At 69.3% G+C, this 24,228-nt stretch carries 23 protein-coding genes; 13 read left to right on the plus strand and 10 right to left on the minus strand.

Annotation, left to right across the window (positions count from 1 at the left end):
- Complete coding sequence (recX, locus tag K3M35_RS01520) at positions 1 to 618, plus strand: recombination regulator RecX (RefSeq protein WP_220665902.1); 618 nt, start codon at positions 1 to 3, stop codon at positions 616 to 618.
- A 56-nt stretch (positions 619 to 674) separates the two neighbouring features.
- On the opposite strand, the gene K3M35_RS01525 is transcribed toward recX, so the two are convergent.
- The 4 genes from K3M35_RS01525 to K3M35_RS01540 all read right to left on the minus strand — a co-directional run bounded on the left by K3M35_RS01525 (position 675) and on the right by K3M35_RS01540 (position 4,014).
- Positions 675 to 1,583 carry an amino acid ABC transporter permease gene (locus K3M35_RS01525; protein ID WP_006551295.1) on the minus strand — a complete coding sequence of 303 codons (909 nt, stop codon included), beginning with the start codon at positions 1,581 to 1,583 and terminating at the stop codon, positions 675 to 677.
- The gene (locus K3M35_RS01530; RefSeq protein ID WP_006551296.1) at positions 1,580 to 2,260 is read right to left on the minus strand and encodes an amino acid ABC transporter permease; all 681 of its coding nucleotides are present in this window, start codon (positions 2,258 to 2,260) and stop codon (positions 1,580 to 1,582) included. Before K3M35_RS01530 ends, K3M35_RS01525 begins: the two co-directional genes overlap by 4 nt.
- A 123-nt stretch (positions 2,261 to 2,383) precedes the next feature.
- On the minus strand, positions 2,384 to 3,217 hold the full coding sequence (locus tag K3M35_RS01535; RefSeq protein ID WP_064060786.1) for a glutamate ABC transporter substrate-binding protein: 834 nt from the start codon (positions 3,215 to 3,217) through the stop codon (positions 2,384 to 2,386).
- A 68-nt stretch (positions 3,218 to 3,285) separates the two neighbouring features.
- Entirely contained in the window at positions 3,286 to 4,014 is a 729-nt protein-coding gene (locus tag K3M35_RS01540) for an amino acid ABC transporter ATP-binding protein (RefSeq protein WP_174556276.1), read from the minus strand.
- Positions 4,015 to 4,239: 225 nt separating this feature from the next.
- On the opposite strand from K3M35_RS01540, the gene miaB reads away from it, so the two are divergent.
- On the plus strand, positions 4,240 to 5,769 hold the full coding sequence (gene miaB, locus K3M35_RS01545; protein ID WP_033096540.1) for a tRNA (N6-isopentenyl adenosine(37)-C2)-methylthiotransferase MiaB: 1,530 nt from the start codon (positions 4,240 to 4,242) through the stop codon (positions 5,767 to 5,769).
- Positions 5,757 to 6,350: a hypothetical protein gene (locus tag K3M35_RS01550; protein WP_016692697.1), complete on the plus strand. Its 594-nt coding sequence runs from the start codon at positions 5,757 to 5,759 to the stop codon at positions 6,348 to 6,350. The genes miaB and K3M35_RS01550 overlap by 13 nt, the downstream gene beginning before the upstream one ends.
- 76 nt (positions 6,351 to 6,426) lie before the next feature.
- Here the strand turns inward: K3M35_RS01550 and K3M35_RS01555 are convergent, their stop codons facing one another.
- A complete protein-coding gene (locus K3M35_RS01555) occupies positions 6,427 to 7,839 on the minus strand; it encodes a DUF349 domain-containing protein (RefSeq protein ID WP_019289176.1) in 1,413 nt (470 codons plus the stop codon).
- Positions 7,840 to 7,988: 149 nt separating this feature from the next.
- Between K3M35_RS01555 and K3M35_RS01560 the strand changes: the two genes are divergently transcribed.
- The 5 genes from K3M35_RS01560 (at position 7,989) to K3M35_RS01580 (ending at position 13,150) form a co-directional block, all read left to right on the plus strand.
- Entirely contained in the window at positions 7,989 to 8,702 is a 714-nt protein-coding gene (locus K3M35_RS01560) for a hypothetical protein (RefSeq protein WP_039587028.1), read from the plus strand.
- Positions 8,699 to 9,661 carry a tRNA (adenosine(37)-N6)-dimethylallyltransferase MiaA gene (gene miaA, locus K3M35_RS01565; protein WP_019289178.1) on the plus strand — a complete coding sequence of 321 codons (963 nt, stop codon included), beginning with the start codon at positions 8,699 to 8,701 and terminating at the stop codon, positions 9,659 to 9,661. Before K3M35_RS01560 ends, miaA begins: the two co-directional genes overlap by 4 nt.
- 10 nt (positions 9,662 to 9,671) lie before the next feature.
- A complete protein-coding gene (gene dapF, locus K3M35_RS01570) occupies positions 9,672 to 10,538 on the plus strand; it encodes a diaminopimelate epimerase (protein ID WP_220665903.1) in 867 nt (288 codons plus the stop codon).
- Between the two features lie 105 nt (positions 10,539 to 10,643).
- Entirely contained in the window at positions 10,644 to 12,110 is a 1,467-nt protein-coding gene (gene hflX, locus K3M35_RS01575; RefSeq protein WP_006551306.1) for a GTPase HflX, read from the plus strand.
- The gene (locus tag K3M35_RS01580) at positions 12,110 to 13,150 is read left to right on the plus strand and encodes a hypothetical protein (protein ID WP_220665904.1); all 1,041 of its coding nucleotides are present in this window, start codon (positions 12,110 to 12,112) and stop codon (positions 13,148 to 13,150) included. Before hflX ends, K3M35_RS01580 begins: the two co-directional genes overlap by 1 nt.
- Before the next feature lie 27 nt (positions 13,151 to 13,177).
- Here the strand turns inward: K3M35_RS01580 and K3M35_RS01585 are convergent, their stop codons facing one another.
- The 4 genes from K3M35_RS01585 to K3M35_RS01600 all read right to left on the minus strand — a co-directional run bounded on the left by K3M35_RS01585 (position 13,178) and on the right by K3M35_RS01600 (position 17,351).
- Entirely contained in the window at positions 13,178 to 13,435 is a 258-nt protein-coding gene (locus tag K3M35_RS01585) for an HPr family phosphocarrier protein (protein ID WP_006551308.1), read from the minus strand.
- Between the two features lie 63 nt (positions 13,436 to 13,498).
- Complete coding sequence (locus tag K3M35_RS01590; RefSeq protein WP_220665905.1) at positions 13,499 to 15,589, minus strand: fructose-specific PTS transporter subunit EIIC; 2,091 nt, start codon at positions 15,587 to 15,589, stop codon at positions 13,499 to 13,501.
- Between the two features lie 8 nt (positions 15,590 to 15,597).
- Positions 15,598 to 16,587 (minus strand): 1-phosphofructokinase, encoded by a 990-nt coding sequence (pfkB, locus tag K3M35_RS01595; protein ID WP_220665906.1) that lies wholly within the window; start codon positions 16,585 to 16,587, stop codon positions 15,598 to 15,600.
- Entirely contained in the window at positions 16,584 to 17,351 is a 768-nt protein-coding gene (locus tag K3M35_RS01600; RefSeq protein WP_019289185.1) for a DeoR/GlpR family DNA-binding transcription regulator, read from the minus strand. The genes pfkB and K3M35_RS01600 overlap by 4 nt, the downstream gene beginning before the upstream one ends.
- Before the next feature lie 133 nt (positions 17,352 to 17,484).
- Here K3M35_RS01600 and ptsP point away from each other — a divergent pair, with 133 nt between their 5' ends.
- The 3 genes from ptsP (at position 17,485) to K3M35_RS01615 (ending at position 21,913) form a co-directional block, all read left to right on the plus strand.
- Positions 17,485 to 19,152 (plus strand): phosphoenolpyruvate--protein phosphotransferase, encoded by a 1,668-nt coding sequence (gene ptsP / locus K3M35_RS01605; RefSeq protein ID WP_220665907.1) that lies wholly within the window; start codon positions 17,485 to 17,487, stop codon positions 19,150 to 19,152.
- Between the two features lie 154 nt (positions 19,153 to 19,306).
- The gene (locus K3M35_RS01610) at positions 19,307 to 20,599 is read left to right on the plus strand and encodes a solute carrier family 23 protein (RefSeq protein ID WP_052039972.1); all 1,293 of its coding nucleotides are present in this window, start codon (positions 19,307 to 19,309) and stop codon (positions 20,597 to 20,599) included.
- A gap of 171 nt (positions 20,600 to 20,770) precedes the next feature.
- Complete coding sequence (locus tag K3M35_RS01615; RefSeq protein WP_006551314.1) at positions 20,771 to 21,913, plus strand: acyl-CoA dehydrogenase family protein; 1,143 nt, start codon at positions 20,771 to 20,773, stop codon at positions 21,911 to 21,913.
- A gap of 76 nt (positions 21,914 to 21,989) precedes the next feature.
- Here K3M35_RS01615 and lexA read toward each other — a convergent pair whose 3' ends face one another.
- Complete coding sequence (lexA, locus tag K3M35_RS01620) at positions 21,990 to 22,700, minus strand: transcriptional repressor LexA (protein ID WP_006551315.1); 711 nt, start codon at positions 22,698 to 22,700, stop codon at positions 21,990 to 21,992.
- Positions 22,701 to 22,953: 253 nt separating this feature from the next.
- Between lexA and K3M35_RS25960 the strand changes: the two genes are divergently transcribed.
- Positions 22,954 to 23,529 carry a LysM peptidoglycan-binding domain-containing protein gene (locus tag K3M35_RS25960; protein ID WP_255026822.1) on the plus strand — a complete coding sequence of 192 codons (576 nt, stop codon included), beginning with the start codon at positions 22,954 to 22,956 and terminating at the stop codon, positions 23,527 to 23,529.
- 193 nt (positions 23,530 to 23,722) lie between these two features.
- Complete coding sequence (gene nrdR, locus K3M35_RS01630; protein WP_006551317.1) at positions 23,723 to 24,193, plus strand: transcriptional regulator NrdR; 471 nt, start codon at positions 23,723 to 23,725, stop codon at positions 24,191 to 24,193.
- The last annotated feature ends 35 nt before the right edge of the window (positions 24,194 to 24,228 follow it).

Genomic DNA, 24,228 nt, shown 5'->3' on the forward strand with positions numbered 1-24,228 from the left:
ATGGACGACTCCGAGGAACGACGCCCCGACGCTCGGCGCGAACGACGCGGACGGCGGCGCTCGGCTCGCACCGAGCAGGAACTGCCCGGCGGCGGCACCGAAGCGCAGGCCAAGGACGTCTGTCTCCGTCTGCTGACCGATCGGGCACGCAGCCGATCCGAGCTCGCGACGAAGCTCGAGCAGAAGGGGTTCGCGTGCGACGTCGCCGAACGTGCCCTCGACCGTCTCACCGAGGTCGGGTTGATCGACGACGCGGATTTCGCCAACCAGTGGGCACGTTCACGGCATCTGCACGCGGGGAAGGGTAAGCGCGCGATCGCACTCGAACTGCGCCGCAAGGGAATCGACGCCGACGACGCGGCGGCTGCCCTCGAACAGATCGACACCGCCGACGAACGGGAACGGGCGGTCGAACTGGTCCGCAAGAAGCTCCGCACCCAGCCGCCGCTGCCCACCGAAGGGGATCGGCGCGAGATCGCGGCCGAACGCGACAAGTTGGTGCGGCGGCTGGTCGGGATGCTGGCCCGGCGCGGCTACGCGCAGGGGATGGCGTTCGATGTCGTGCGGGAAGAACTCGCGACGTTCGGTGCCGACGCGAGCGACCTCCCGCACGACTGAGCCCGACTGCGAAACGCCTGGGCTCGACTGCGAACTTCGCAACCGCAGTGCTGCTGTTACTTGCGGCCCTCGCCGCTCAGGTCCAGGCCCGGCACCGACATCGTGGGCATCGTCTGCGGCTCTTCGGCCGCCACGGCACCCTTCTTCCGCTTCCCGGATCGCAGACGCTTCTCGAGCCAGATCGCGAACTGTGTCAGCGCACTGTTGAGGATGATCATGATCGCCGCGACCACCAGCAGCGACGGCAGGTAGTTCTGGAAGAACGCGCCGAGCTGCTGGCCGGAACGCACCACTTCGACATAGCCGATGAGGTAGCCGAGCGCGGAGTCCTTGAGCGCGATCACCATCTGCGACACGATCGCCGGGAGCATGACCGTCACGGCCTGCGGCAGCAGGATCAGTCGCATGAGCTGGTTCTTCCGCATGCCGATCGCGTAGGCGGCCTCGCTCTGACCACGCGGAAGCGATCGGATGCCCGCGCGCACGATCTCGGCGATGACCGAGCCGTTGTACAGGGTCAGGCCGGTGATGACCGCCGCGAGCGCGAGATATCCGGACTTGAAGACGCGGTACTCGGCGAACACCTGGTAGGCGAAGATCATCAGGATCAGCACCGGGACGGCGCGGAACAACTCGACGATCGTGCCGGCGATCCAGCGGACCCACCGGTGGTCGGACAGACGCGCGATACCCAGGACCGTGCCGAGCACGAGTGCCAGCACGATCGACGCGACGGCCGCGATGATCGTGCCGCGGATGCCGGGCAGCAGATAGGTGGTCCAGCTGGACGATTCGACGAACGGCTCCCACTTGGCGGCCGTCAGCTGTCCGTTGGCGTCGAGCGCGCGGTAGACGATCCAGCCGACCAGGACGAGGAGCGCGACCACGACCACCGACAGGATCCGGTAGAGCGCCTTGGCGCGGGGCCCGGGTGCGTCGTAGAGAACGGTTCCGTGTGCACTCATCGGGCGACCTCGTATCGCTTGCTGAGCCGGCCGAAGAGCAGGCCGGTGGGAAGGGTGAGGATGACGAATCCGAGCGCGAAGATGCCACCGACGACGAAGATGGCCGCTTCGTTCTCGATCATCGTCTTCATCAGCAGCGAGGCCTCGGACACGCCGATGACGGAGGCGATCGTCGAGTTCTTGGTCAACGCGATGAGCACCGAACCGAGCGGGGCGATGACCGCGCGGAAAGCCTGGGGGAGGACGATCAGGCGCAGATTCTGGCTGAAGGTCAGACCCAGCGAGCGGCCGGCCTCCGACTGTCCGAGCGAGACCGTGTTGATGCCCGAGCGGAGCGACTCGCACACGAAGGCCGCCGTGTAGACGCTCAGGCCGAGCACAGCGAGCCGGAAGTTGTTGTCCACCAGGAAGGTCGGCGACGACTCGGAGGCCAGCTTGATGCCGAGCGTCTGGGACAGACCGAACAGGCAAAAGATGATGATGAGGGTCAGCGGGGTGTTCCGGAAGATCGTCACGTAGGCGGCGCCGACGGCACGCGCCACCGGGATGGGGGACACGCGCATCGCGGCGAGGATCGTTCCGAGGATCAGTGCACCGATCGCCGAGATGACGGTCAACTGGATCGTGGTCCAGAACGCGTCGAGTAGCTGGCTGCTGTACTTGCTCAACAGATCCACAGGTCACTCCGGGATCGAGGGGACGGGTGGGAGTCCGGAACGGTCCGGCCGGTCCGTGGGATTACGGACCGGCCGCACCGCCGGACGTGACGGGTGGTACCCGTACTCGGTGACGATCGACACTCAGTAGCGATCGACGCTCGGCTGCTCCGGGAGCTCGTAGCCCGAGGCGCCGACCGTCTCCTGGAATGCGGCCTCCCACGCACCGCTGGCGATCATCTCCTCGATCGCGTCGTTGATCGCATTGCGCGACTCGTCGTCGCCCTTGGCGAGACCGATGCCGTAGCGCTCGGTGGTGAACGGCTCACCGACGACCTTGAAGTCGCCCGGGCTCTGCGCGGCGTAGCCGGCGAGGATGATGTCGTCGGTGGTCACCGCGTCGACCGCGCCGTTGCGCAGCGCCTCGACACACAGCGAGTAGGTGTCGAACTCCTGGAGCTGGACGTCCTGCGCGTAGTTGTCCTTCACGTTCTGGGCCGGGGTCGAACCCGCCACCGAGCACAGGCGCTTGCCGCCGTTGAGCGAGTCGGGTCCGGTGATCTCGGTGTCGTCCGCGCGCACGAGGAGCGACTGGCCCGCAATGAAGTACGGGCCGGCGAAGTCCACCTTCTCCTTGCGGGAATCGGTGATCGAGTAGGTCGCGACGATGTAGTCGACCTCACCGTTCTGGATGAGGGTCTCGCGCTGGGCGGACGGAGCTTCCTTGAATTCGATGTTCTCCTCGGACACACCGAGCTGACCGGCGACATACTTGGCGACCTCGACGTCGAACCCGCTGAACGAACCGTCCGGGTTGCGCAGGCCCAGGCCCGGCTGGTCGAACTTGATACCGACCGTCAGGGTGCCGTTGTCCGCGGACTGCGAGACACTGCGCGTCTCGTCGCCACCGCACGCCGTGGCGACCACTGCCACGGCGACGGCGCCGATGCCCAGGCGGATGGAGCGGGACAATTTCATCGAATACCTCCGGTGCGGTTCGGAACTACGTCCGACGGACCGGGTGGCCCGTCGGTGCGGGAATCAGGTCAGTGACTGAGGATCTTGCCGAGGAAGTCCTTGGCGCGATCGGATTTCGGTGTGGTGAAGAAGGTCTCGGGATCGGTGTCCTCGACGATGCGACCGTCGGCCATGAACAGAACGCGGTCGCCGGCCTTCCGGGCGAATCCCATCTCGTGGGTGACCACGACCATCGTCATGCCCTCTTTCGCGAGGGAGGTCATCACGTCGAGGACCTCCTGGACCATCTCGGGGTCGAGGGCGGAGGTGGGCTCGTCGAACAGCATGACCTTGGGATTCATCGCGAGCGCGCGTGCGATCGCCACGCGCTGCTGCTGGCCGCCCGACAGCTGCGCCGGGTATTTGTCGGCCTGATTGGCGATCCCGACCCGGTCGAGCAGCTGCATCGCCGACTCGCGGACCTTGTCCTTCTTGATCCTGCGCACCTTGAGGGGGCCGAGCATGACGTTCTCGAGGATCGTCTTGTGGGCGAAGAGGTTGAACGATTGGAACACCATGCCGACGTCCGAACGAAGGCGGGCGAGTGCCTTGCCCTCCTCCGGCAGCAGGGTGCCGTCGACGTGGATCTCTCCCGAATCGATCGGTTCGAGCCGGTTGATGGTGCGGCAGAGGGTCGATTTGCCCGAACCCGATGGGCCGACGACGATGACGACCTGTCCTCGCGGAATCTCGAGGTTGATGTCCTGCAGTACGTGCAGGGATCCGAAATGCTTGTTCACCCCGTTCATGGAGATCATGGACGAGCTGGTGTCCGACTTCTCGGACGGACGATCCGTTCCGGCGGCCGCTGATGTCATATCTGCAGACCCTATGCCGTCCGACGCCCGAGACTTCGCATTTCGGGACACCTTCGGTGCACGCGTCACGGGATTTTTACTGCACGAGCAGTAACGGATACCTCGACGGGGCACGCGCGGTCGGCGCGAGGAAAGGGGACCCGCCGAGGTGAGATACCCTGAGACGTGTCACTGATCGACGAAGAAGCCCCCCGTACCGGTGCCCGGACCTACGAGGTCCGCACCTACGGCTGCCAGATGAACGTACATGACTCCGAGCGTCTGTCGGGGTTGTTGGAGGACGCCGGCTTCACCAAGGCCGTGCCCGGCGCGTCACCGGATCTGGTGGTCTTCAACACCTGCGCGGTGCGGGAGAACGCCGACAACAAGCTGTACGGCAATCTGAGTCATCTGCGTCCGGTCAAGGACGACAACCCCGACATGCAGATCGCCGTCGGAGGCTGCCTCGCCCAGAAGGACCGCGACACGGTCGTGAAGAAGGCGCCCTGGGTCGACGTGGTCTTCGGCACGCACAACATCGGCAATCTCCCCGCACTGCTCGAACGCGCGCGGCACAATCGCCGTGCCGAGGTCGAGATCCTCGACGCCCTCGAGGCGTTCCCCTCGACGCTGCCCGCCAAGCGCGAGTCGTCGTACGCCGGATGGGTGTCGATCTCCGTCGGCTGCAACAACACGTGCACCTTCTGCATCGTGCCGTCGCTGCGCGGCAAGGAGGTCGACCGGCGCCCGGGTGACATCCTCGCCGAGGTGCAGGCGCTCGTCGACGAGGGCGTGCTCGAGGTGACACTGCTCGGCCAGAACGTCAACTCCTACGGCCGGTCCTTCGCCGATCCGGAGCAGCCCCGCGACCGGGGCGCCTTCGCGTCGCTGCTGCGCGCGTGCGGCGACATCGAGGGCCTCGAGCGGGTGCGCTTCACGTCCCCGCATCCGGCGGAATTCACCGACGACGTCATCGACGCGATGGCGCAGACCCCCAACGTGTGCCCGCAACTGCACATGCCGCTGCAGTCCGGCAGCGACCGGATCCTGCGCGCCATGCGCCGCTCGTACCGCAAGGAACGCTTCCTTGGCATCATCGAGCGGGTTCGGGCCGCGATGCCGCACGCCGCGATCACCACCGACATCATCGTCGGTTTCCCCGGTGAGACCGAGGAGGACTTCCAGCAGACCCTCGAGGTCGTCGAGAAGGCGCGTTTCACCAGCGCGTTCACCTTCCAGTACTCGAAGCGTCCCGGCACGCCCGCAGCAGACATGGAGGGTCAGGTCCCCAAGGCCGTAGTGCAGGAGCGCTACAACCGTCTGATCGCGCTGCAGGAACGCATCACCCTCGAGGAGAACCGCAAGCTCGTCGGCACGGAGGTCGAACTGCTCGTCGCGGCGGGGGAGGGTCGCAAGAACGCCGAGACCGCCCGGATGAGCGGGCGTGCCCGCGACGGCCGCCTCGTCCACTTCCGTCCCGAGGGCGCGATCGACACCGCGGTGCGTCCCGGCGACGTCATCACGATCGTCGTCAGCGACGCCGCGCCGCACCACCTCGTCGCGGACACCCCGATCCTCACGCACCGCCGTACACGTGCGGGCGACCACTTCGAACAAGGCCGGTTGCCCAAGACACCGCCGATCGGTGTCGGACTCGGACTGCCGAGCATCGGCGTCCCCGACCCGCTGCCGCCTCAGATGGGATGCAACGCATGACCACCGACAAGCCGCACGATCACCACGCGACGGGTGACGTACGCGCCGAACTCGAAGCCGCCGAACGGAAGGTGGCGAGCGACATCGACCCGGGCGCCCGGGCGATGTTCGTCGCGATCGCCGTCCTGATCCTGCTGGCGACCTTCAGCCTGCCCCACGCCGGATCCGCCAACGGGTGGGAGGTGCTGTCCTTCGCCCCGGACGCGACCACCGAGGAGATCGGTCTGCCGTCGCGGCTGTTCGTCGGCTTCGCAGTGGTCTTCGCCGGGCTGGGCTCGATTCTCGCGCTCGTCACCCGCAAGTGGGCGTTGGCGTGGGTGTCTCTGGCCGGCTCGGCGGTGACCATCGTCTTCGGCATGCTCGCGATCTGGTCGCGCCAGACCCTGCCCGTCGAGTCGTCCGCCGCGGGACCGGGATTCGGTCTCGTGATCGGCTGGTTCGCCGTCATGGTGATCGTCTTCCACTGGGCCCGCGTGGTGTGGGCGCGGACCTCGGCCCAGCTCGAGGCCGAGGCCGAGTTGCGGAAGGTCGCAGCACAGCACGAGCGGCCCCGCCTGATGCGCGACGACCCCGAGGCCTGACGCCTCCGGCACGAACACGACGATCCCCCTCTCCCGGACCGGGAGAGGGGGATCGTCCGTCTCGGATGTCGCGGGGTCAGCGCTCGCCGACGGCACCTTCGGCCGCGTCGGCCCACTCGCGCCACTGCGCGGCCTGGGCGAGAGCCTTCTCGGCCTCCTTCGCCCGGCCGGCGGCGGTCGCCTTGGCGGCCTGCTCCTCGAACTGACGCACCCGCTCACGGAACTGGGCCGCACGCGCGAGGGCCTCGGGATCGGTGCGGCGCCACTCGGAATCCGCGGCCTCGCGCACCTTCTTCTCGATGGCCCGCAGACGGCCTTCGAGATCGTGCATGCGCTCGCGCGGCACCTTGCCGATCGCCTCCCACTGGTCCTGCAGCTCGCGCAGGCGCGCCCGGGCACCTTCGAGATCGGCCGACGGGTCGATCGAGGAGGCCACCTCGAGCAGGGCCTCCTTCGCGCGGGCATTCTCCTCGAACTCGGCGTCGCGCTCGGCGTTCGCGGCGTTGCGTGCGGCGAAGAAGACGTCCTGGGCGCCCTTGAACCGCTTCCACAGCTGGTCGTCGGCGTCCTTCGGTGCCCGTCCGGCCGCCTTCCACTCGGCGAGCAGGTCGCGGAAGGCCGCGGCGGTGGCACCCCAGTCGGTGGAGTTCTGCAGCTCCTCCGCCCGGGCGACGAGTTCTTCCTTGCGGCTCTTCGCCGCGGCGCGCTCGCGGTCGAGTTCGGCGAAGTGGGCTCCGCGACGCCGGTTGAACGCCTCGCGTGCCTTCGAATAGCGACGCCACAACACGTCGTCGACCTTCCGGTCGACCCCGCGGATGGTCTTCCACTCCTCGAGGATCTCGCGCAGCCGGTCGCCCGCGGCCTTCCATTGGGTGGATTCGGCGGCGATCGTCTCGGACTCGGCCGCGAGGGCCTCCTTGCGGGCCGTGCTCTCGGCGCGCCGACGCTCCTTTTCCTGCTTGGCGAGAGCCGCAGCCTCCTCGGAGTGCTCGATGATCGCGGTGAGCCGGGCGGCGAGCGCATCGAGATCACCGATGACGGCGGCGGTCGGCAGCGACTCGGCCAGTGCCTCGGCGGCCGCGCGGGTCTTCTTCACGTCGGCGGTGCCGGAGGTCAACCGGGTCTCGAGGATCGCCACCTCGGTGACGAGATCGTCGTAACGGCGTCCGAAGTGCGCGAGGCCCTCGGCGGCGTCGCCTGCCTGCCACGATCCGATGCACCGCTCGCCCTCGCTCGTGCGGACCCATGCGGTGCCGTCCTCGTCGACGCGTCCGAACCGACTCGGATCGCTCGCGGGCACCGCCGGGACGTGGGGGTGCGTCTGGGCCGCGACGGGATGCGGCTTCGGGGGTGCTGCGGTGGAACTGCCGTTCTCTCGGCCCGCGGGGCCGGGCGTCGCAGCATGGGCTCGGGGTGTGGCGGGACCGGGACGCGGGGTCCGCTCCTGCGTCGACTCGCCGGTTCGGTCCTGTGCGTTCGGGTCGCTCATCGATACCTCATCTCTGCCGCGCGGCACGGCTGCCTGGTCGCATGGGTCTACCGCCGGTCGATCCCGGGGCTCCGCGATCGTGTCCGCTCACTATTGAAACAGGTCGTGTCCATGCAGGGCGCCGGGTCCGGTGGACTACGGTTGCCGATGTGTTGACCGCCGCGGCGTTCGTGCCGTCCCCACCGCTGCTCGTCCCCGAGCTCACCGGTCTCGCCGTCTCCGAGACCGACGATCTGCGCGAGGCGGTTCTCGAGGTCGGTCGCAGCCTGTCCGGTGCCGCGGAATGGGTGGTCGTGGGAGCCGAGACGGCCGAACAGACCGTTCCTTCCACCGCGCGCGGAACCTTCCTCGGGTTCGGTGTCGACGTCACGGTGCAGCTCGGTCCTGAGGCCGCCGGTGAACCCGATCCCGCGCTCGCATTGACCGCGCTGGTGGCCGGCTGGATCCGCGACCGCACGGCACCCGGCACCCACGTGACGACCCACGTGGTGGCCGCCGACGCCGACGCCGCCCACTGCGCCGATCTCGGCCGCGACCTGCGTGCGGAGCTCGACCGCGACGATCTGCCGCGAGCACTGCTCGTCGTCGCGGACGGAGCGACGACCCTCACCGCCAAGGCGCCCGGCGCCTACGATCCGCGCTCGGAGGAGGTCGAGGCGGCCCTGGCCGCAGCGCTCGGCGCCGGCGACACGGAGGTGCTCGCGGCGCTCGACCCCGACCTGTGTTCGGACATCAAGCTGACCGGCCGCGCTGCCTGGCACGTCCTTGCGGCCACCCTCGGAGCGCGCCCGCGCTCGGCGTCCGTCACCTACTCCGCCGCGCCCTACGGCGTGGGCTACCACGTGGGGATCTGGACACCGTGAGCGCAGAAAGCACCGGTCCCGCCGACACGCTCGTACCGATCGCGGTGGTGGGCCCCACCGCCACGGGCAAGTCCGATCTCGGACTGGACCTCGCCGAAGCGCTCGGCGGCGAGATCGTCAACATCGACGCGATGCAGCAGTACCGCGGGATGGACATCGGGACGGCCAAGCTGGCACCGGACGAGCGTCGCGGGATCCCGCACCATCAACTCGACGTCCTCGACGTCACCGAGACCGCGACGGTCGCCCGCTACCAGCAGGCCGCGATCGCCGACGTCGAGGCGATCCTCGGCCGCGGCCGCCTCCCGATCGTCGTCGGCGGATCGATGATGTACGTGCAGGCACTGCTCGACGAATGGCAGTTCCCGGCGACGGATCCGCAGGTCCGTGCCAAGTGGGAGGCGGTGCTCGAGACCGAGGGGCCCGCCGCGGTCCACCGGGCGCTGCAGAGCGCCGATCCCGCCGCCGCGGCGACGATCCTGCCCACCGACGGCCGCCGCATGGTCCGCGCGCTCGAGGTCGTCGAGCTGACCGGGCAACCGTTCGCGGCGTCGCAGCCGACGATCGGTGAGCCCCGCTGGGGCACCGTGATCCTGGGCGTCGACCGCGACACCGCCGAACTCGACGACCGCATCGCGCGGCGCACCGACCTGATGTTCGAACGCGGCCTCGTCGACGAGGTGCACGGACTCCTCGAAGTCGGGCTGCGCGAGGGCGTCACCGCACGTCGCGCGATCGGCTACGCACAGGTGCTCGCGTACATCGACGGGGAGTACGACCTCGACCACGCACGCGAGCGGACGTTCATCGGGACCCGGCGCTACGTGCGACGGCAACGCTCGTGGTTCCGCCGCGACCCGCGCATCCACTGGCTCGACGGCGCCGACCCCCACCTGCTCGACGTCGCGTTGCGGGCCGTCCGGGACGCACGCACATCACCGGCCTCACCAGCCCGATAAGGTAGCGCGCATGGAGTTCAGCAAAGGGCACGGAACCGAGAACGACTTCGTGATCCTTCCGGATCCCGACGCCCGCCTGGACCTCGACGCAGGCCGGATCGCGGCCCTGTGCGACCGGCGTCGCGGGCTCGGCGCCGACGGTGTGCTCCGCGTGGCCCGAGCCGGGGCACTGGTGTCGGCCGGCGCGCTCGGAGAACTGCCCGAGGGCACCGACGCCGACGACTGGTTCATGGACTACCGCAACGGCGACGGATCCATCGCCGAGATGTGCGGCAACGGTGTGCGGGTGTTCGCGCACTATCTGACCGCGCACGGGTTCGAGGACCGCCGCGAGTTCGTCGTCGGCAGCCGGGCGGGAGGCAAGCCCGTCACCGTGCACGAGACAGGACCGGTCCTCGGCGAGGTGACCGTGGACATGGGGACGGTGCGCACCCTCGGCGAGTCGGCGGCGACCATCGACGGGCGGGTCTATCCGGGCATCGGCATCGACGTCGGCAACCCGCACCTCGCGTGCGTGGACCCGCACCTGAACGACACGAGCCTTGCCGGTCTCGACCTCACCTCGCCCGGCTTCGACCCGGGCTTCTTCCCGCACGGGGTCAACATCGAGTTCCTGACCCCGATCGCGGCCGGGACGGTCCACATGCGCGTCCACGAACGCGGCGTGGGGGAGACCCGCTCGTGCGGAACCGGCACGGTGGCCGCGGCTGCTGCAGCCCTGCGCTTCGACGGCGCATCCGACGGCGCGGTGCAGGTGCGGATCCCCGGTGGCTTGGTCGAGGTGCGCATCGAGAACGGTCGCGCCTGGTTGCGCGGGCCGTCTGTGCTGGTCGCGACGGGTGAACTCGACGACACCTGGTGGTCGGCGCCGATCTGATCGGCGCCGCTCGGCCCGGCCGGCGCGCACTTGGGTACCCCCCGCGCGGATGCGGCAGAAAAACTCGAATGCACCGATTCGGGCTTCGTGACACCATGGAGGTGTATGACGAACACACAGCGCATGCATCGCGCAACCACAGATGACAGCACTCCGACCGCGTACGACGCATCCGGAGGCTGGACCGCCGAGGATCCGTCCGTCGGCGAGATGCAACTCGAAGACCGTAGCGCGTTGCGGCGTGTGGCCGGTCTGTCCACTGAACTCGAGGACATCACCGAGGTCGAATACCGCCAGCTCCGACTCGAGCGTGTCGTGCTCGTCGGTGTCTGGACGGGCGGAACGGCCGCCCAGGCGGAAGCGAGCCTGGCCGAGCTGGCCGCGCTCGCCGAGACTGCGGGCTCCGAGGTCCTCGAAGGCCTGGTCCAACGTCGTGACCGGCCCGATGCCTCCACCTACATCGGCTCCGGCAAAGCCGACGAACTCCGGGAGATCGTCCTGTCCACCGGCGCAGACACCGTGATCTGCGACGGCGAACTCACCCCCGCCCAGCTCACCGCGCTGGAGAAGGTCGTCAAGGTCAAGGTCATCGACCGGACCGCGCTGATCCTCGACATCTTCGCCCAGCACGCCACCTCGCGAGAGGGCAAGGCACAGGTCTCCCTCGCACAGATGGAGTACATGCTCCCGCGTCTGCGTGGCTGGGGCGAATCGATGTCGCGGCAGGCCGGTGGACGTGCCGGCAGCAACGGCGGTGTGGGCCTGCGCGGTCCCGGTGAGACGAAGATCGAGACCGACCGTCGCCGGATCCGTGAGCGGATGGCCAAGCTCCGTCGCGAGATCAAGGCGATGAAGGCCGCGCGCGACACCAAGCGCACCCGGCGTCTGCGCAACAAGATCCCGTCCGTCGCGATCGTGGGATACACCAACGCCGGTAAGTCGAGCCTGCTCAACAAGCTCACCGGCTCCGGCGTCCTGGTGCAGAACGCACTGTTCGCGACCCTCGACCCGACGACCCGCCGGTCGGCGCTGCCCGACGGCCGCGAGTACGTGCTCACCGACACCGTCGGTTTCGTCCGGCACCTCCCGACCCAGCTGGTCGAGGCGTTCCGGTCGACTCTCGAGGAGGTCGCCGACGCCGATGTGCTGCTCCACGTCGTCGACGGCTCCGACCCCATGCCCACCGAGCAGATCAAGGCGGTGCGCGAAGTCGTCACCGAGGTGCTCCGCGAATCGGACGCACCGCCGCCGCCGGAACTGATCGTCGTCAACAAGATCGATGCCGCCGACCCGGTCACCCTGACGCAGTTGCGCAGCGCGATCCCCGGCGCGGTGTTCGTCTCCGCGCACACCGGCGTGGGCGTCGAGGAGTTGCAGACCCAGCTCGCGGGTCTGCTCGAGGATCCCGACGTCGAGGTGAAGCTGCTCCTGCCGTACACCCGCGGTGATCTGCTCGCGCGCATCCATTCGGACGGTCAGATCCTGTCGTCCGAGCACGAAGTGGACGGCACGCGGGTGCACGCGAAGGTGCCGGCAGCGCTGGCGTCGGCATTGGTCGACTTCGCGGCCTGATGCGGGTCGTACGCCGGGCGGCGCTGCTCGCTGCCGTCGCGGCGTTCGTGCCGGTCTCGCACGCAGGCGCGCAGGACGCTGGGACTCCGGTCGCGGATCTGCCGACCGAGATGCTGTGTACCCCCGACGATCCCGTGCTCACCGAACTGTCCGGCCTCGCGACGATCGGCGACCGGCTGTTCGCGACGCCCGATGCCGGGGAGGACGAACGCATCGTCGAACTCGACGACGATTGCTCGGTGCTGCAACGCGTTCCGTCGCCCGTCGATCCCTACGACGTCGAGGATCTCGCCGCGGGGCCCGACGGCCGGTTGTGGCTCGGGGATCTCGGCGACAACACCCGCGTCCGCGAGACGATCGCGCTCATCTCCCTCGACCCCGACACCGGGCAGGGAGATCTGCACCGGCTGACCTATCCCGACGGTCCCCGCGACGCCGAGGCCGTGCTCGTCTCCGCGACAGGCGAACCTGTGATCGTGACGAAGGCGCTGTTCGGCTCGAGCAATGTCTACCGGCCCGCACGCGGACTCACGATCGACGGCCTCCCCGTGCCGGGACCTGCCCCCCTCGAGAGGGTCGGGTCGCTGGCACTCGGACCGTCGGACACCCCCGGCGGTCCCATTCCCGGTGCGTCCTCCTCGATGATCACCGGCGGTGCGGTCAACGCCGACGGGACGGTCGCGGCGGTCCGCACCTACACCGACGTCTACCTGTTCCACGTCCCCGACGGCGATCTCGCGTCCGCTCTGGTCGCCGGTCCGCGCTTCCGCGTCCCGGTCCCGGGCGAACCGCAGGGCGAAGCCGTCGCATTCACCGCCGACGGTGACCTGGTCACCGCGTCCGAGCGCGGCGCGGCAGGCACGGAGAATCCACCGATCCATATCCGTCGCGGTGCGACCGATCTCTTCGCACCCGCGGACGACGATGCCGCGGACGAGATGTCGCCCGCGGCACTGCCGGTCGTCGGTGCGGGCGTGGCCGCCGGGGTCATCGCCCTCGGGGTGCTCGGACTCGTCGTCCGGCGCCGCGCCCGCCGCTGAGATCAGACGCCGCGACCGCGGCCGAGATCAGGCGTCGAGGTCCGCGGCGACCAGCTCCGCGACCTGCGCGAGGACCGCGTCGTCATCGCACGAGATCGTGACCTGCGTGCCCTTTTCTGCGCCGAGCGTCATGATCATCAGGGCCGAACCGGCGTCGACGGGCTCGCCGCCGTCGACCGCGAGGGTCACGGGGACACCGGCCGCGACCACGGCCTCGGCGATGATCCCTGCAGGACGGGCGTGCAGGCCGATGGACGAACCGACGGCAACGGTGGTGCTGGGCATGGGAATCTCCTTCGTGGTGGGGACGTGCAGGAAGTCGGGTAGATCAGGCGCGTGCCGCTGTGATCAGGAGCGTGCCGCTACGGGCTGGGGGTTCGCCTCGTCGGCGGCAACCCGGGCGGGACGCGTGATCGACTTGGCGATACTGACCGCGAGTGCGGCGACCACCGTACCGGCTGCCAGTGCGATCAGGAACCACACGACGCGGTCCATCGCGAACAGCACGAACAATCCGCCGTGGGGAGCGGTGAGCGTGACACCCGTCGCCATGACGATGCCGCCGGTCACGGCGCCGCCGAGCATCATCGACGGGATGACCCGGAACGGGTCGGCCGCCGCGAACGGGATGGCGCCCTCCGAGATGAACGATGCACCGAGCAGCCAGGCGGCCTTGCCGTTCTCGCGTTCGGCCGTGCTGTAGAGACGCGGACGCACCAGCGACGACAGTGCCATGGCGAGCGGCGGAACCATACCGGCGGCCATGACCGCCGCCATGATCTCGAGCGAACCGGTGTTGGCGACGTCGAGACCCGCGACCGCGAAGGCGTAGGCGGCCTTGTTGACCGGTCCGCCGAGGTCGAAGCACATCATCAGGCCGAGGATCGCACCGAGCAGCACCGCGGAACCACCGGACAGACCGTTGAGCCAGTCGGTGAGACCGGTCGTGATCGCGGCGAGCGGGCGACCGAGCAGCAGGAACATGAGCCCACCGACGATCAGGCTCGCGAGCAGCGGGATGATCACCACAGGCATCAGGCCACGAGCCCAAGTGGGCAGCGGGATACGGCCGACCCACAGGGCCGCGAAGCCGGCGATGATGCCGCCGACCAGACCGCCGATGAAACCGGCGCCGACGAAGACGGCCACCGCACCGGCGGTGAAGCCCGGAGCCAGACCCGGACGGTCCGCGATCGCGAAGGCGATGTACCCGGCCAGTGCCGGGACGAGGAACGAGAACGCCAACGAGCCGATCTGGTACAGCACCGCACCGAGATAAGTGCCGAGCCCACCCTCGGGAAGGTTGGTGAGCGTGTTGTCGAGGACGATGTCGGCGGCCGAGTCGGTGATGTCGGGACCGGCGAGCAGGAAGCCCAGAGCGATGAGCAGACCACCGGCCGCGACGAACGGGATCATGTAACTCACACCGGTGAGCAGGATCTGCCGCAGCCGGGTACCCCAACCGAGGTCGCTGCCGCTCTCCGACTCACCCGCCGGGGCGCCCGCGGTGCCCTCGACGGTGCGTGCGGACGGATCGGTGGCGGCCCGCAGGGCCTCGTCGACCATGGTGTCCGGCTCGTTGATCGCGCGCTTGACGCCCGATGCGATCACGGGCTTCCCGGCGAACCGTTCGCGGCCCTTGACCCCCACGTCGGTGGCGAAGATGACGGCGTCGGCGCCGGCGATCACGTCGGGGGGCAGGGGAGTGCTGCCGCTCGATCCCTGCGTCTCCACCCGGACCGTCACGCCCGCGCGTTCACCGGCGGCGGCCAGCGCATCGGCGGCCATGTAGGTGTGCGCGATACCGGTCGGGCACGCGGTGACCGCGACGATCGTGCGGCCTCCGGGCTGTTCCGCGCTCTGCGGAGGCGCGACCGCCGGCGTCGCAGCGGCTGTCGGTGACGGCTGTTCCGGCGCTGCGGTCGAGCCGGCAGGAGCGCTGCCCGACGACTCCGGTCGGGGCGGGAGGACGTCCTCGACCAGCGCGATGACCTCGTCCGCGGACGCGGCCGCGCGCAGCGACGCGACGAAGTCCGGGCGCACGAGTGCACGAGCGAGAGCGGTGAGCAGCTTCATGTGGTCGCCGCCCGCACCTTCGGGCGCGGCAATGAGGAAGACGAGGTCGGCGGGTCCGTCGGGCGCACCGAAGTCGGCCTTCGGGGACAGCCGGGCGAAACCGAGCGACGGCGTGGTCACCGCTTCGCTGCGTGCGTGCGGGATCGCGATCCCGCCGGGAAGGCCGGTGGCGGACTTGGCCTCCCGTTCGAGAACGGCCGCGGTGAGTGCGTCGGCGTCGGATGCGCGACCGTTCGCTGCGAGACGCTCGGCGAGCGCGGCGATGACGGAGTTCTTGTCGGATCCCAGGTCTACATCGAGCGAGACGAGTTCCGTGCCGATGATCGAGGAACCGCCTGCGGAGCCGGAGGTGGTGTCGGACATGACGTTCCTTAGGAGTGGGAGGGGAGCGGTCGGGGTCGGCGGTGGACGTCGGTGACGTGCACTCGGGATGGATCGACGGAATCGGTTGTGGGCAGGGCTGTTCCGGGGAGCGTGACGGCTGCGGTTCCGTACGCCACGGCGAGGCGCAGGCACTCGTCGGGGGTGTGACCGGCCTGCTCGGCGAGCAGATATCCGGCGAGCGACGAGTCGCCCGCGCCGACCGTGCTGCGGACCGTGACGTCGTCGGCGGTGGCCCGCCACGCGCCGGTGGCGGTGACCAGCACCGCGCCCGCACCGCCGAGGGTCGCGAGTACCGCGCCGACCCCGCGTTCCACCAGCACCCGTCCCGCGTCGACCACGGCGCCGACGTCTCCTGCGGCGGCGCCGGATTCGAGTTCGTGGGCGTCCGCGCCGGTGAGCTGGGCCAGTTCGTCGGCGTTCGGCTTGATCACGTCCGGGGCCGCCGCGGGGAACCGCTCGGCGAGGGCGAGCAGTGGCCGCTCGGAGGTGTCGACCGCGATGCGGCATCCGAGACCGCGCAGGGCACCCACGAGATCGGCATACCACGACTCGGGCACACCGGGAGGAAGAGAACCGGACAGGACGGTCCACGCGGCTCCCTGCGCGCATTCCAGCAGGACTGCGTGCAACTCGCCGAGTGTGCGTCCGGTGCAGGGGGTTCCGGGTTCGTTGAGTTTGGTCGTGGTGCCGTCGGGTTCGGCGACGGTGATGTTGTTGCGCGTCGGCCCGGAGGTGGGCACGGCCCGATGGGCGATGCCCTGCTCGTCCAGCGCGGCGAGCAGAGGATCGCCGGCGTTGGCCGGGAGAACGGCGACGACCTCGGTCGTCGCGGCGTGCAGCACACGCGCGACGTTGATCCCCTTGCCGCCCGGATCGACGGTGGATCGCTCGGTGCGATGCACCTTCCCGCGCTCGAGCGGGCCCGTCAGCCCGACCGTGCGATCGAGACTGGGGTTGGCCGTGAGCGTGACGATCATGTCGTCACCACCTCGATTCCGTGTTCGATGAGTTGCCGACGGTCGGTGTCGTCGAGATCGGTGTCGGTGACCAGAACGTCGATCGGTTCGAGCGACGCGAAGCTCAGCAGATTGCGCCGACCGACCTTCGACGAATCGGCGACCACGACGACCCGGTCGGCGGTGCGCACCATCGCGCGCTTGACCGCGGCCTCGTCGGCGTCGGGGGTGGACAGGCCGTGGTCGATGCTCAGCGCGTTGGTGCCGATGAAGGCCACGTCGACGTGCACCGTCGACAAGGTGGCGAGGGCCTCGGCACCCACCGCGGCCTGCGTGACACCGCGGACGCGACCGCCGAGCAGGTGCAGCTGCACGGTGCTCATTGCGGCGAGGCGCGCGGCGATCGGCACCGAGTTGGTGACGACGGTGAGGTCGACCTCGGGCGGCAGCGCTCCGACGATCCTGCCGGTCGTGGTGCCGGCGTCGAAGAGCACGCTTCCGCCGGACGGCGGGAGGAAGGACGTCGCGGCGGCGGCGATGCGGTCCTTGTGTTCGGCGCGGGTGTGTTCGCGCTCGGAGAGGGCAGGCTCGGCCACCGAGAGCGAGGCGGCCGGGATCGCGCCGCCGTGAACCCGCCGCACGAGGCCCAGGCGTTCGAGGTGTGCGAGGTCGCGGCGCACGGTCTCGGTGGTGACGCCGTACCGGTCGGCGAGCACTGCGACCGACACGCGGCCACGTGCCGCCACCAGTGCTGCGATCGCCTGCTGCCGTTCCTCTGCGTACACCGACACTCCTGGGGGTACCCGATCTGTGGGGAAAACTATGTTGGTTTATGTTGTTTTACGCCCGTCTGTGTTGACATGTCAAGGCTTCCGAGTAATCTGAGTCACAACGAACTACTGCGGTGAGGAGATCTCCATGGAGCAGTCGGCGTCCGTCCTGCACGGCACCCCCGTCGTCCCCGGTATCGGATACGGGCCGGTCATCCGTCCCGTCGCGCGTCCTGTGGTCCCGGCGCAGGGCGCCTCGATCCCCGACACGGCGCGCGAGGCCGAGGTGGGCCGGTTCGAGGACGCCGCGAAGGTCGTGGCCGAGCGGCTGCGCGCCCGCGCCTCGCGTGCATCGGGTGCCGCGGCAGAAGTGCTCCAAGCCACCGCTGTGCTGGTCGAGGACCGCGCCTGGCGCGGGACGACCGCGACGAAGATCCGGTCCGGATCCGACGCGGTCGGCGCCACCGTCGCCGCCACCGACCAGTTCGCGGCCCTGTTCGAGAAGATGGGCGGGCTGCAGTCCGAGCGGGTCACCGACCTGCTCGACATCCGCGACCGCGTGATCGCCGAACTGCAGGGCGCCCCCGAACCCGGTCTCGAGATGCCCGATTCGCCGTCCGTGCTCCTCGCGGCCGATCTTGCACCCGCCGACACCGCCGGACTCGACCCGTCCGTCGTCGTCGCGCTGGCCACCTCCCTCGGAGGACCCACGAGCCACACCGCGATCATCGCGCGCCAGCTCGGCATCCCGTGTGTCGTCGCAGTGGCAGGTCTCGACGACGTCCCTGCCGGCACCGAGGTGCTGGTCGACGGCGCGACGGGCCGGATCGTAATCTCCCCGGACAGCGCCGAGGCCGCAGCCGAGGTCGAACGCGACCGCGTCGAGCGCGAGCGGGTGGCGGGCTGGTCCGGTCCCGGCGCCACCGCCGACGGTCACCCGGTCGAGATCCTCGCCAACGTGCAGGACGGATCGGGTGCCCGCGCGGCGCGCCGGACGCCGGCGCAGGGCGTCGGACTGTTCCGCACCGAGCTGTGTTTCCTCGACCGCGACACCGAACCGACGGTGGACGAGCAGGCCGACATCTATGCGGAGGTCTTCGAGGCGTTCGAGGGACGGAAGGTCGTCCTGCGGACCCTCGACGCCGGCTCCGACAAGCCCCTCCGGTTCGCCAACCACCCCGACGAACACAATCCCGCACTCGGCGTCCGCGGTATCCGCATCACGACCACGGCGCCGGGAGTCCTCGATCGTCAGCTCGACGCGGTGGCCGCCGCGGCCTCGCGCACCGGCGCCACGCCGTGGGTCATGGCACCGATGGTGGCGACCGTCTCGGAGGCGGCCGATTTCGCCGCGCGGGTGCGCGAGCGCCGGCTGTCACCCGGCGTCATGATCGAGGTTCCGTCCGCGGCGCTGCTCGCCGATCGGTTGCTCGAACACCTGGACTTCCTGTCGATCGGCACCAACGACCTCGCCCAGTACACGATGGCGGCCGATCGGATGTCGCCGCAGCTCGCCGCACTCACCGACCCGTGGCAGCCCGCGGTGCTCGCACTCGTGGCCCGCGCGGCGCAGGCCGGGGCGGCCGCGAGCAAGCCGGTGGGGGTGTGCGGCGAGGCGGCGGCCGACCCGCTCCTCGCCTGCGTCCTGACCGGAATGGGCGTGACGTCCCTGTCGTGCGCCGCGTCGGCGGTGACGGGTGTCGGCGCCCGGCTCTCCTCGGTCCCGATGGACCGTTGCCGTGAGGCGGCCGAGGCGGTCCTCGCGAGCGACGACCCCGTCGCGGCACGTGCCGCGGCAGCGAAACTGCTGGACTGAGCGGCGCGGCCGGGACGGCCTGTTCTACGCGGCCGGGACGGCCTGTTCTACGCGGCCGGGACGGCCTGTTCTACGCGGCCGGGGCGGTCTGTTCTACGCGGCCGGGGCGGTCTGTTCTACGCCGATGAGGCTGCCGGTTCTACGATGACCTGTCGTGACCGAACGAGCGAACACGACCGGACGCACGACCACACGCCGCGGCTGGACCCTGCACGGCGACGGACGTCGCATCAACCCCGGTGCGGTGGTCGCACCGCACGAGCGACTGTCGTGGCCGCGCACCATCGGCATCGGGATGCAGCACGTCATCGCGATGTTCGGCGCCACCCTGCTCGTGCCGACGATCACGGGCTTCCCCGTCACGACCACGCTGCTGTTCTCCGGTATCGGCACCGCGCTGTTCCTGATCATCACGCGCGGCCGGGTGCCCAGCTATCTCGGTTCGTCTTTCGCGTTCATCGCGCCGCTCAGCGCCTCGGCCGGTTCCGGTCCGGCAGCGCAGCTCGGCGGGATCGTCGCCGTCGGCATCGTGCTGGTGCTTGTCGGCCTCGTGGTCAAGGCGGCGGGTTCGCGCATCATCGACGCGGTCATGCCGCCGGTGGTCACCGGGGCGATCGTCGCCCTCATCGGCCTCAACCTCGCGCCGACGGCCACCGGATCGTTCGAAGCCCAACCGCTCGTCGCCACGATCACGCTCGTGGTCACACTGCTCGTGACGGTGGTCGGCCCGGGCATGCTCGGCCGCCTCGGCATCCTCGTCGGTGTGATCGTCGGATGGATCTTCGCGGCGTTCACCGGGGCGATCGCGTCCGAGCGCATCGACGCCATGCGCGACGCGGCGTGGTTCGGTCTGCCCGATCTGCACGGCCCCACCTTCGAACTGTCGGTCGTGCTGTTGGCGCTGCCCGTCGTCGTCGTGCTGGTCGCGGAGAACGTAGGCCACGTCAAGGCGGTCGCCGCGATGACCGGTCGAAACCTCGACGACATGGCCGGCAATGCGCTCATCGCCGACGGCCTTGCGACCACCCTCGCGGGTGCGGGCGGCGGCTCGGGCACGACCACCTATGCCGAGAACATCGGCGTCATGGCGGCCACGCGCGTGTACTCGACCGCTGCATACGCCGTTGCGGCGGTCACCGCCGTCGTGCTGGCCTTCTCGCCGAAGTTCGGTGCGCTGGTGTTCACCGTGCCCGAGGGCGTCCTCGGCGGCGCGACCCTCGTGCTCTACGGCCTGATCGGCATCCTCGGTGTCCGCATCTGGACGGAGGCGAAGGTCGACTTCACGGATCCGGTCAACCTCACGGTCGCGGCCGCGGCGCTCGTCGCCGGCATCGGCGACCTGACCCTGTCGATCGGCTCGGTCGAACTCGGCGGTATCGCCTGGGGTTCGATCGGCATCCTCGTCGCGTACCCGCTGCTGCGCAGACTCGCGGATCTGCGCCGCTGACCGGAACCCGGCGCATCGGCCGACACCGACCCGTGCCCGCGGGTCGTTCGATACCGACGCGTACCCGCCGGGGTCGTCCGGGTCACAAAATGCGCTCGGTTGTGTCAGCGTCACCGCGCCCTCGTCTGCATACCGTGAGTATGTCGAACGACGTCTCACACAGGAGCGCAGATGCAACGCACCCTTTTCGAGCCCGAGCACGACCTCTTCCGGGAGTCGTACCGGAAGTTCCTCGAACAGGAGGTGGCCCCCTTCCACGAGCAGTGGGAGAAGGACAAGATCGTCGACCGTGAGGTGTGGAAGAAGGCCGGCGCGCAGGGCTTCCTCGGCATGGCGGTGCCGGAGGAGTACGGCGGCGGTGGCATGGACGACTTCCGCTACAACGCCATCATGGCCGAGGAGACCACCAAGCTGGGCTTCAGCGGTCTAGGCTTCATGCTGCACAACGATGTCGTCGCTCCCTACCTGCTCGAGCTCGCCAACGAGGAGCAGAAGAAGCGTTGGCTCCCGGGCTTCTGTTCGGGTGAGCTGATCACGGCCATCGCGATGACCGAGCCGGGCACCGGCAGCGACCTGCAGGGCATCAAGACCCGCGCGGTGCGCGACGGTGACGACTGGGTCCTCAACGGCGCCAAGACGTTCATCACCAACGGCATCCACTCCGATCTGGTGATCGTCGTCGCATGCACCGACCCGGAGAAGGGCGCCCAGGGCTTCTCGCTGCTCGTCGTCGAGCGCGGCATGCCGGGCTTCGAGCGGGGACGCAACCTCGACAAGATCGGCCTCGACGCGCAGGACACGGCGGAGCTCAGCTTCAACGACGTTCGCGTCCCGGCGGCCAACCTCCTCGGCCAGGAGGGCATGGGCTTCATCTACCTGATGCAGAACCTGCCGCAGGAACGTCTCGCGATCGCCGTCGTCGCCGCTGCTGCGATGGAGCGCGTGCTCGACGACACGATCCAGTACTGCCGCGACCGCAAGGCGTTCGGCAAGCCGATCGGCAAGTTCCAGAACACCCGCTTCGAGCTCGCCGAGCTCGCCACCGAGACCCAGCTGGCCCGGGTGTTCGTGGACCGGTGCATCGAGCTGCTCAACGAGAAGAAGCTCACCGTCCAGGAGGCCGCGATGGCCAAGTACTGGACCACCGACAAGCAGGTCGAGCTGATCGACCGCTGCCTGCAGCTGCACGGTGGCTACGGCTACATGCGCGAGTACCCGGTCGCCAAGGCGTACCTCGATGCCCGCGTGCAGAAGATCTACGGCGGCACGAACGAGATCATGAAGGAAGTCATCGGGCGCGGCCTCAACGTCTGAGGCACGTACGAGAAGGTCGGGGTGGCTCCGCTGTGCGGAGCCACCCCGGTCTCGTTCGTCTCCGGTGGCCCGGGGATCAGATCTTGCGGACGACCGTGACGACCTTGCCGAGGACGACTGCGTCGTTGCCCGGGATGGGTTCGAACATCGGGTTGTGCGGCATGAGCCAGACGTCGCCGTCGACCCGCTTGAACGTCTTGACGGTGGCCTCGCCGTCGAGCATCGCGGCGACGATATCGCCGTTGTCGGCGACGTTCTGCTGCCGGACGACCACCCAGTCGCCGTCGCAGATGGCTGCGTCGATCATCGACTGGCCGACGACCTTGAGCAGGAACAGCGAGCCCTGACCGACGAGTTCGCGCGGCAGCGGGAAGACATCCTCGACCGATTCCTCGGCCAGGATCGGACCACCGGCAGCGATCCGGCCGACGACGGGAACCATTGCCGCCGAAGGGATGTCGTCGGTCGACGAGCCGGCGACCACCTCGGGCGAGGACTCGGGTGCGGGGGTGGGCTCGAGACCGCGGACGTCCACGGCACGCGGACGGTTCGGATCCCGGCGCAGGAAGCCCTTCCGTTCGAGCGTGCGCAGCTGGTGTGCGACGGAGGATGTGGAGTTGAGGCCGACGGCGTCGCCGATCTCACGGATGCTCGGCGGGTACCCCCGTTCGCTGACGGAATCGCGGATGACCTCGAGCACACGACGCTGACGCTCGGTGAGGCTCGCGGTGGGATCGTCGGTCGCGGGTCCGCCCCGGCGGGCTGTGGATGTTCCGTCCGCCTTCATCGTGACCTCCGTGCGGCGAGTGTCGGATGGGTTGCAAGTTGCCTTTCGAATCTATCGAGATCCCGCGCGTATATCAAACAGATGTTCGAGATTCACCCTCCGAGGAGCTGCCGTCAGGCTGTGACTCGTGATAGAACATTCGAACAGACTTTCGTTCGAACACATGATCGATTGGTCGGACGGGGTCGGAAGGCCATGCAAAGCGACACGGACGGGGTCGGAAGACCACGCACAGCGACACGGAGGATTTCCGATGAGCAGAGCGGTTCGGATCGACACGGCGGTTCCGGTGGGTACGGCGCGACAGGGCGCGGTGGTCCGAACCGGTGCCTCAGTCCGGACGAGCACGGCAGGGCGGACCGTCGTGGGCCCGCCGGGAGCAGGTGCGCCCGGGGCGGCGGCATATCGCATCCGGCCGATCGCGACGTCGACGCTGCACCATCGCACCCGTGTCCCGGCGCGGACGAGACCGCGCGTCGCCGCGCCCTCGCGGGAACCCCTGCACCGCCGTTCGGAGATCGCACCGCGCAGTCGCCGGCCCGCGGAGGGCACGAGTTGGCGGCAGATGGCCACGACGGTGCTCCTCACCGCGCTCGCGACCACGATGCTCCTCGTGCTCGCCCACGTGCGCACCGATGAGGTGATCTCGCAGAGCGCCGGCACCACGGTCGTGCGAGAGGGGGAGAGTTTGGAGGCCTTGGCCGCTCGCGTGTGGCCCGACGTCCCGGTCGACGTCACGGTCGCGAGGATCGCCGACCTCAACTCGCTCGACGGTACGGCCGTGCAGGCCGGAATCCGCCTCCTCTTGCCGGATTCCAGCCGGGAATGAGGGCGTCGTGGCCCCGCCGGACCCGCGATCCGCTCCCGAGCCGGACAGGCGGGTATTGTCTAACACTGTCAGTCACACCACTCCGTGTGGTTGCGGCGGTGTCGGCCCACTCGCGGGTGGAGACGGTTCCGGTCGGGAGACATCGCTTCGGCGCCGACGTCGCGACCCGCACGGGCACGACGAAGGAACCGACATGTACTGCCCGTATTGCCGCCATCCCGATTCCCGGGTGGTCGATTCGCGCGAGGCAGACGAGGGTGCCGCGATCCGTCGTCGGCGGGCGTGTCCCGAATGCGGACGCCGCTTCACCACAGTCGAGACGGCCGTGCTGTCCGTCGTCAAGCGCAGCGGCGTGACCGAGCCGTTCAGCCGCGAGAAGGTCGTGCGCGGCGTGGCCCGCGCCTGCCAGGGGCGCGATGTCGACAACGACGCACTCAACAAGCTCGCGCAGCAGGTCGAGGACGCGGTGCGGGCGAAGGGCTCACCCGAGGTCCCGAGCCACGAGGTCGGACTGGCGATCCTCGGACCCCTACGCGATCTCGACGAGGTTGCCTATCTTCGATTCGCCTCGGTCTACCGTTCCTTCAGTTCTGCAGAGGATTTCGAACGCGAGATTCAGGAACTGCGCGAGCACAAGAAGTCCTGCTCGGTCGAGACCGACTGAGCGACCCGGTCGAAGCCGACCGCACGCCGGCCGGT

This window comes from Rhodococcus sp. DMU2021 (genome assembly GCF_019641445.1).
Taxonomy (GTDB): Bacteria; Actinomycetota; Actinomycetes; order Mycobacteriales; family Mycobacteriaceae; genus Rhodococcus; species Rhodococcus pyridinivorans.